Annotated in this window: 4 protein-coding genes; all 4 read right to left on the bottom strand. The window is 34.2% G+C overall.

Going from position 1 to position 8,127, the window contains the following annotated elements:
* A partial coding sequence (locus N4A35_01380; protein ID MCT4580042.1) for a hypothetical protein occupies nucleotides 1–1,782 on the bottom strand: 1,782 nt, incomplete at its 3' end.
* A 4-nt stretch (nucleotides 1,783–1,786) separates the two neighbouring features.
* A complete protein-coding gene (locus N4A35_01375; protein MCT4580041.1) occupies nucleotides 1,787–3,976 on the bottom strand; it encodes a tetratricopeptide repeat protein in 2,190 nt (729 codons plus the stop codon).
* Nucleotides 3,977–4,044: 68 nt separating this feature from the next.
* The gene (locus N4A35_01370) at nucleotides 4,045–5,073 is read right to left on the bottom strand and encodes an acyloxyacyl hydrolase (GenBank protein ID MCT4580040.1); all 1,029 of its coding nucleotides are present in this window, start codon (nucleotides 5,071–5,073) and stop codon (nucleotides 4,045–4,047) included.
* On the bottom strand, nucleotides 5,070–8,108 hold the full coding sequence (locus N4A35_01365; GenBank protein ID MCT4580039.1) for a gliding motility-associated C-terminal domain-containing protein: 3,039 nt from the start codon (nucleotides 8,106–8,108) through the stop codon (nucleotides 5,070–5,072). The genes N4A35_01370 and N4A35_01365 overlap by 4 nt, the downstream gene beginning before the upstream one ends.
* Nucleotides 8,109–8,127 lie beyond the last annotated feature (19 nt).

Raw genomic sequence — 8,127 nt, 5'->3', positions numbered from 1 at the left:
GTCTAATCCATGTTTAGAAGCATTACCGTCTTTATTATCCAACCGTTTTTGAAGTCTAAGGTGTAATTGTTCAAGTATAGCAATAGGCGTATCAATACCATCAGCAATAATTTGATTGAGAATGTTTAGACTAATTAAAGTCATATATGCTCCAGGTACCCCATGTCCAGTACAATCTGCAAGTGCAACAAATTTTTTATTACCAATTTGATTGGCCCAATAAAAGTCTCCACTAACGATATCTTTGGGGTTGAATAAAATAAAATTGTTGGGAATAACGTTTTTGACTTCTGTCAAAGAGGGGAAAGCTGCTTTTTGAATATTTCTGGCGTAATTGATACTGTCTTCAGTAGCTAATTTCTCTTTTTCTATTATTAATTTTTGTGCATTAATTGTTTCTTTCTGCGCTTTAGTCACGCTCCATCTTTTGATAACAATAATGAGAAAAACACCAATTAATACCAATCCTAAGGCAATACTCCAAATAATATAACGCTGTTGGCGTTGTTTGTTTTGAGCGATTAATTCTTTCTTTTCATTTTCATGATTAATTTGCTCAATTTCTGTTTGATGTTTTAATTCGTCAATCTCTTGAGTTTTGATATAGGATAACTCAGCTTGTTTTTTCCCAAATTCTTTAAGATTTTCTCGTTCTTTTAAGGTATCATTTAATATTGCTAGTTCTTCATTCCATTTTAAAGCACTTTGAAAATTATTCAATGCTTTATAGCCTTTTTTTAAGCCTTCAATAGCCTCAATTTTGTCGTTGATAGCGTAAAGGTCAAACGTGTCATAATTTTTATTAAACAGTTGGATTGCTTGTTGATACTTTCCTTGATATAAGTAGATTTTTCCAATTTTATTGTCAATTTTATTGACAGGCATATTACGCTTGATAAGAGAATTTTTGGCTTCGAGATAATTATTAAGCGCTTTATTTAAAAGTGAAGTCTTAGATAATAAGTTGAGCTCATTAGAGTTTACGACTACAGAATCGTTATAGTTCTCGTAAAGTTCTAAATAAGTTTGGCCTATTTTACCATTTTCATTAGCTATCGAAATGGAGTCGTGATTTAAAGTAGCGTACTTTTTAGCGTTCTCATATTGATTAATTGCCAATTGAAACGCTTTGTGATAACGATGAATATTCCCTAAATTATGATGTACTTTTGTTAAGCCTTTGTAGTCTTCTCTTTGTAGATAAATTTGTTTTGCTTTAAGAAGATATTCTCGTGCCAAATCATCATCTTCTTCAGAAATATAAATATTTCCTATGTTATTATACAAAGTAGCTAATGCTCCAGTTTTATTGATTGCTTTGGCTTGTTTCACCCCTTTTAAATAGAATTCTAGAGCTTTACTATTATGATTATTAATGGTATTAATAATGCCTAACGTAATGTAGACAGAAAGTAAATGTGGTTTTTTGATCGAGTCTGAAAGTTGAGCATTTAGAATGTCTTTTTCTAAATTTAATAACAAGGAGTCAGCAGATTGATATTCACTTTTTTTAGCATAGATAATGGCAAGTACCTCTTTATTATAAAAGATAATTTCTTCTAATTGATTAGTGGTACTTATCGCGAGGGATAATTGATGATAATACAGAGCTGAATCTAATTGATTATGGTTGTTATAAATACTTGAAAGTTGATGATAACAACTGGCTTTTATAGAATCACTTGATGTCGTCTTGATCACTTGATGTAGGCTATCTGTAACTTGCCCAACGCCCCCAATATGAAAAGATAGGAGTAGTAAAAAAATAAAAATTCTTCTCATGCACTTAAATTTTAAACCCTAGAATAGAGACGTCATCCAATTGTTCTTGTTGTCCTTTCCAATTTACAAATTCTTTGTTTAAATCCTGACGTTGTTCTTCTAATTCTAAGTGCACAATACTCAATAATTTTTTTCTAAGCGTAGGGTAGAAGTATTTTTTTCCTTTTGGTCCTCCTTTCTGATCAGGGAAACCATCCGTAGAAATGTAAAAAGTATCTCCAGGTTGCGTTAAGATTTCGTATTGCTGAAAGAGCGTTTCTCCATTACTACCTAATTGAAATTTCTGACCTTTATATTCGGTTAAACTTCCATTTCTTACATGATAAATAGGGATATGTACACCAGCATAAGTAACTTTTTGATCTTCCACCAAACAAATAGCGAGGTCTAATCCATGTTTAGAAGCATTACCGTCTTTATTATTCAATCGTTTTTGAAGTCTAAGGTGCAATTGTTCTAGTATAGCAATAGGCGTATCAATACCATCAGCAATAATTTGATTGAGAATGTTTAGACTAATTAAAGTCATAAATGCTCCAGGTACCCCATGTCCAGTACAATCTGCAAGCGCAACAAATTTTTTATTACCAATTTGACTGGCCCAATAAAAGTCACCACTAACGATGTCTTTGGGGTTGAATAAAATAAAATTGTTGGGAATAACGTTTTTGACTTCTGTCAAAGAGGGGAAAGCTGCTTTTTGAATATTTCTGGCGTAATTAATACTGTCTTCAGTAGCCAACTTCTCTTTTTCAATGAATTGTTTTTGTTGATCTATTGTTTCTTTCTGCGCTTTAGTTACTCTCCATCTTTTGATAACAACAATTAGAAAAACACCAATTAAGACCAATCCTAAGGCAATACTCCAAATAATATAGCGCTGTTGGCGTTGCTTGTTTTGAGCGATTAATTCTTTCTTTTCATTTTCATGGTTAATTTGTTCGATTTCTGTTTGATGTTTTAATTCAGCGATTTCTTGAGTTTTGATATAAGAAAGTTCTGCTTGTCTTCTTCCTATTTCTTTTTGATTTTCCTCATTATTGATAGAGTCTTTTAAGGATAAATAGGTTTCATGCCATAAGAGGGCTTCTTTATATTTTTTTGCTCTTTTATGAACTTCATATAGTCCCTCAGCTGAGGTTTTACTCATTGCTAAATTATTTCCCTCAGTAATTTTATACGACTTTAAGTAATATTGAATGGCTTCGTTATATTTTTTTTGATTCCCAAGTACAGTTCCCATTCCATTGTATGCATGAGGGATATAATGAACTTCTTTGATAGATTCCAATAGTTGAATCGCTTCTAATTCATATTGAAAAGCTTTTTCTAATAAAGCTTTAGAATCCAATAGCTTTAATTCAGATGCTGTGATGTTTTTTAAAGAATCAAGGTCTATGTCCGATAAGCTAACATAAGCATTACCAATGGAAATATTACAAAGTGCAATGCCAATATCATCATTGGCCTTAATCGCATATTCTTTGCTTAATGCTAACATATCAATTGCTTTTTGAAAGTCCTTTTTTTGGTCATAAACCTGCGAGAGGTTATAATAACTAATTCCAAGGCTAAGAGGAGAGTTTTCCTTTTCTTTAATTGCTATTGATTTGAGTTGGTATTCAATTGCTTCATCTAAATCTCCTGTTTTTTGATATACACTGGCTATATTTCCTAAACCAATGGCATAGTTAACATCATTACCTAGCTTTTTAGCAATTTGTATAGACTTGGTATGGTATTCTAAAGCTTTTCCATAATCAGAGTAATAATCGTAAATATTCCCCATAGAAGAATAGATAGGGCTCATAAATTGGGACTTCTCTTCTTCTGTTAACCCTTTAGTATCAATTTGATTCTCAATTTCTTGAAATATGGTTAGTGCTTCCTCGTTTTCAGATTCAAAAATATGGATATTTGCTCGTCCATATTTAGCTTTGATTTTTCCAATTTCATAATTAGCTGCTTCAGATAAGTCGGCCATAACTTTTAACTCCTTTTTAGCAGCTTCATATTTACCTATATTAATTAGTTCAGAGGCAATGTCATAGTGTCCAGAAATGATCGTGGTATCGTCATTTGGAGAGGCGTTTTCGATGAGAAGTGTTAACGAATCAATTTTTTCGTTTTGGGCAAGCAAATAAAGGGGAGTAAAAAAAATAAAAAATAAAAAGACAGTAGAGATCAATTTCATAGAAAACCTAAATTAAGCTTTGTAAAGCTAAATTTAATGTATTCTAATCTATTTATTAGTATTATTTCTTATTTTTTTAATTCATAAGCAATCCCGATTTGGAACGCCTGTGCTACAGTCCAATGTGACTTTAATAAGAAAGTGGCTTTGATTTTTTCGCTGAGGAAGTAATGAATGTTTAAACGTTGATAGGAAATACCATTTTCTTTGTATTGATCAAACACATAAAAACCAATGTCTATTCCTAGAAGTAAACGGTTAATACCCCATTCTTTTCCTAGATACCCTCCTAAACGTATTGGAGAAAGATCTTGTCCGTAAAACTGGATACTCGGATTATAAAATATATCTAAGCCTCCTAAGTAGTTTCTCTTATGGTTTTTGGTGTATTTAATATACGGACTCAAAGTGTGTATTGTATATTTTTTTCTTGATGGTTCAAAATTTTCTCTTATACCAATTCGGTAGGCAATACCATAGAAAAGCTTATTTTGACTGTCGATTGCTTGTGGAGTATAAGTCACATTTTTTTGTTTGGGCTGGTATAATGAATAGCCTATATTTAGACTTAAAAAGTTGAGTCCTAAATTAGGCGTTTGTGAAGAACCGTTAGAGAAGTGAGTTAATCCAGCTCCAAAGTAACAAGCATGTTTATTCAGTAATACGTTTTTTTCTATCCTAAAGATAACATTTGAGTTAAGGTGGCTCCCAATAGCAATGTTTTTGTTGTTGTTGTTAGGGGTATAGATTTTTTCAACATAGCCAGCTCCAAAGCCAATTTTAAACCTCAATGTGGTATCTTTTTTATTGAATATTAAGTCTGTAAAGCCATAAACTCCAGTAATAGATCCAATTGAGGCCTGATTTCCTGATTCAATATAGTTAATTCCGAGACCAAAACCTGGCAAGTTTTTTCCATATTTTGTATAATTAAGCTCAAAAAGATTACTTGATTTTTGAGGTAGATGGCTGATTCGTGCTAAATGTCCCATTAACAATCCCCGACCATAATTACCACTAATTTGATGATGTGTATACTGTTGTGCTTTAATTAATGAAACACAGCCTATAAGTAATATGGTTATCAATTTTTTCACTTGATCAAGCTAAAATATCCCGTTTTTGTTTCATTTTCATTTTCTAAAATATAGAAATATGTTCCTTCAGATAAACTTTGCCCATTGGTATGCTTGCCATCCCAATCATTTTGATAAGGGTTAGCTTGGAAAACAATAGTTCCCCATCTATCCATAATTTGAAGAGAAGTATGCTCAGTTAAATTGATAATTGTAAAAATATCGTTTTGATGATCACCATTTGGTGTAAGTACATTGGGGATTACTAACGGAAGTTGCTCTTCGATGATGGTTATAATTGTACAAAAGCTGGCTTCACAACCACTATTATTGGTAACGTTTTGACAAATTTGATAAGTCCCAGGGATAGCATATACCATTGTTGGATTAGGAGAATTGTGAGTTGTATTATTTCCCGCATTATAATTCCAATTGACAACATCTGAACTAGCAGAATTCATTATAGAAAATGCTTCATCAGTATAAAAAACAGAATCATTGAGTGTAAACCCTGCATTAGGGAATCCTAATTCATTAACAAAGAATGTGATAGAGTCTATACAGTTGTTAACATCATTAACAATTAAAGTATAGTTTCCTGTCGTCAAGTTATCAATAGCTAATGTCGTATCATTGTTGGACCAGTTATATTCAAAAGGACCACTACCGTTTTGAACACTAATGTTTGAAATGGCTCCATTCGAATTTTCACAACTTTCAGGAGTAATGAGCAGAGCAGAGGTGTCAATTGATGGACCTTGTATATTGTTAATGATATAACTTGATGAGTCGCTACATCCATAAGTATCTGTTACAACTAAAGTGTAAGTATCAGCACTCAAATTAGAGATTGCAAGTGGAGAGGAGTTACCATTCCATGTGTAAAGGTATGGGGCAGAGCCTCCATTAGTTGTAATACCTGTTAGGGCTCCATTATTATTATTGCACGTTTCATGTTGAGTGTTCAGTGAGCTGTTATCAATGCTTGGACCAGTTTCATTAATTAGAGTATAGGTTCCAATTTCTGAAGAACAACCGTCATTATCTGTAACAATCAGTTGATAGCTTCCTGAGGAAAGGCTGTTGGTGTCTAAATTATTGGTCGGGGTTCCATTCCAAGAATAGGTAAGGGGTAATGAACCTCCAATAATGTTAATTCCCGTAATGCTACCGTCGGCACTATTACAATGTTCATTTGTGAGTTGTAGATTATTAGTGTCGGCTGAAAACGAAGCTCCTATTATAACTGAAACAGCGACAGAAAGGTTTCCTGGACAAACTCCTACATGAAAGAGTGTATCATTGGTGATTGTTCCAGTTGAAAAATTGGTTCCTGTTCCGATCATATTATACGCATTATCATACCAAATTATTGTAGAATTTGTAGGAAGTGTAGGTAGAATATTAGCAGTCAAAGTTGTTGAATTTCCCATACAAATAGTGTCTCCATTAGCTTGAAGATTAATTACAGAGCTACCATTAGCTACTAATCCATTAGCGCCACTAGTGGCTCCATTAGGGGGGAATTCGGTAAGAGCATCAGAGTTGGTAACACCATTTACTCCTCCATTAACATTAATTGTAGCGGTATTAGTTGGTATTGACACATAGCCACCACCGCCGCCACCACCAGGACCTTCAGCTTCGTCAATTAAGTTAAAAAAGAATAGTCCCCTTTGAAGTTGTTGATTTCCTCCGTTTCCACCATTAGCATTAATTGTTACTCCTCCAATAGTTGAACCTGTAATGTTTTCTATTTTTATTGTTCCTCCAGCTCCAGCTCCTCCAGCTCCATCATTTCCAGCATAACTAAAAGTAGGAGGGTTATTGGTAAATACATCTTCACCATTTTCACCGTTTGCTTCAATTTTTCCAGCACCATTGATGTTACCATAAGTTGAAATATAAATTAGGCCGCCAGCATTTCCTCCATTGGCTCCCTCATTTTCGCTATCATTAAGTTCTCCTGATCCACCGCCACCTCCGAAAAATAGACGATTGTTGGAATAATCTAAAGGTCTACCTCCTAAACCTCCTTGATTTCTTCTGTTATCAGAGCCCCAAGCAAAATCGCCTGGAGGCGTTGTATTTGCATTTTGATTATTGGATGAATAGGTATAGCCACCTCTTCCTCCTCCTGAAGCCGAAATATTAGCAATTGTTGGTGTTTCAAGCCCCCAAGCAGCATTATAGTTTACATTAGGTACTCCAACGCCATTCTGCCAATTTATTATGTCTCCAGCATTGGCACCTCCACCTCCACCAGCATTATGAGAAGCGCTACCTCCACCTCCATTGGCAGGAGCTCCTCTTCCATATTGTCCTCCCATAGGCGTATAATCTGTGGTATATCCAGCAATACCTTCTCCTTTCATCCCGCCGTGGGTTGGATCTATTGAAGCAAAGTCTCCAGAACCCCATATATTGTTATATAATCCTGAAGTTCCACCTCGAAAACCAAGTCCAGTAGCATTAATAACTCCATTAGCATTGATATTGAGATCTCCATCTACTTCAATAGCACATATTCCTCCAGTCGTTCCATTCCATTGTTCAGTAGATAAGGTGTCGTTTACAGTAAGTGTAGTAAAACGAGGTACTCTTACAATTTGAACTTTTCCTGAAGCCGTATAATCATATTTTAAGCTACATCTAAGTGTAATGACAGTAGCTGAGTTAACAGTTGCAACCTCTGCTAATTCATAGTTTCCACAATTGTTATAATTCGTAATTTCACCCCATTGTGGTGATAATGGAAGCCCATAGATTCCGTTTCCTGTCCATGGTTCAGCTGAAGCATTAACACTAGCCCCTTGCATTTGGATAATTAGAATTAAATCGCCAGGTGAAAGCGGGGAATTAAAGCGGTTATTATTATTTAAAGTTGTTTGTGTTAGTGTTAATTGCGTATCTCCTGTGTTCGCATCATTCACAAGTGATGTAAATTCATTTACAATAGTAGTATTGGAAACAGTTAAACTACCATTTTTGCCTTTTTGAGCCAATAGGGGGAGAGTAGTAGCGATAAATATAAACGTTGCAACAATGTTTTTCATAATGCATTAAAGACGCAAA

The sequence above is a fragment of the Flavobacteriales bacterium genome (assembly GCA_025210295.1).
In the GTDB taxonomy this organism is placed as follows: domain Bacteria; phylum Bacteroidota; class Bacteroidia; order Flavobacteriales_D; family Parvicellaceae; genus S010-51.
Note: the sequence above shows the minus strand (reverse complement) of the source record. Positions and strands in the feature narration are given on the sequence as shown.

Bases quoted from the DNA above. Each gene is read 5' to 3' on its own strand.
- N4A35_01375 (MCT4580041.1), bottom strand. From the start codon at position 3,976: ATGAAATTGATCTCTACTGTCTTTTTATTTTTTATTTTTTTTACTCCC.
- N4A35_01365 (MCT4580039.1), bottom strand. From the start codon at position 8,108: ATGAAAAACATTGTTGCAACGTTTATATTTATCGCTACTACTCTCCCC.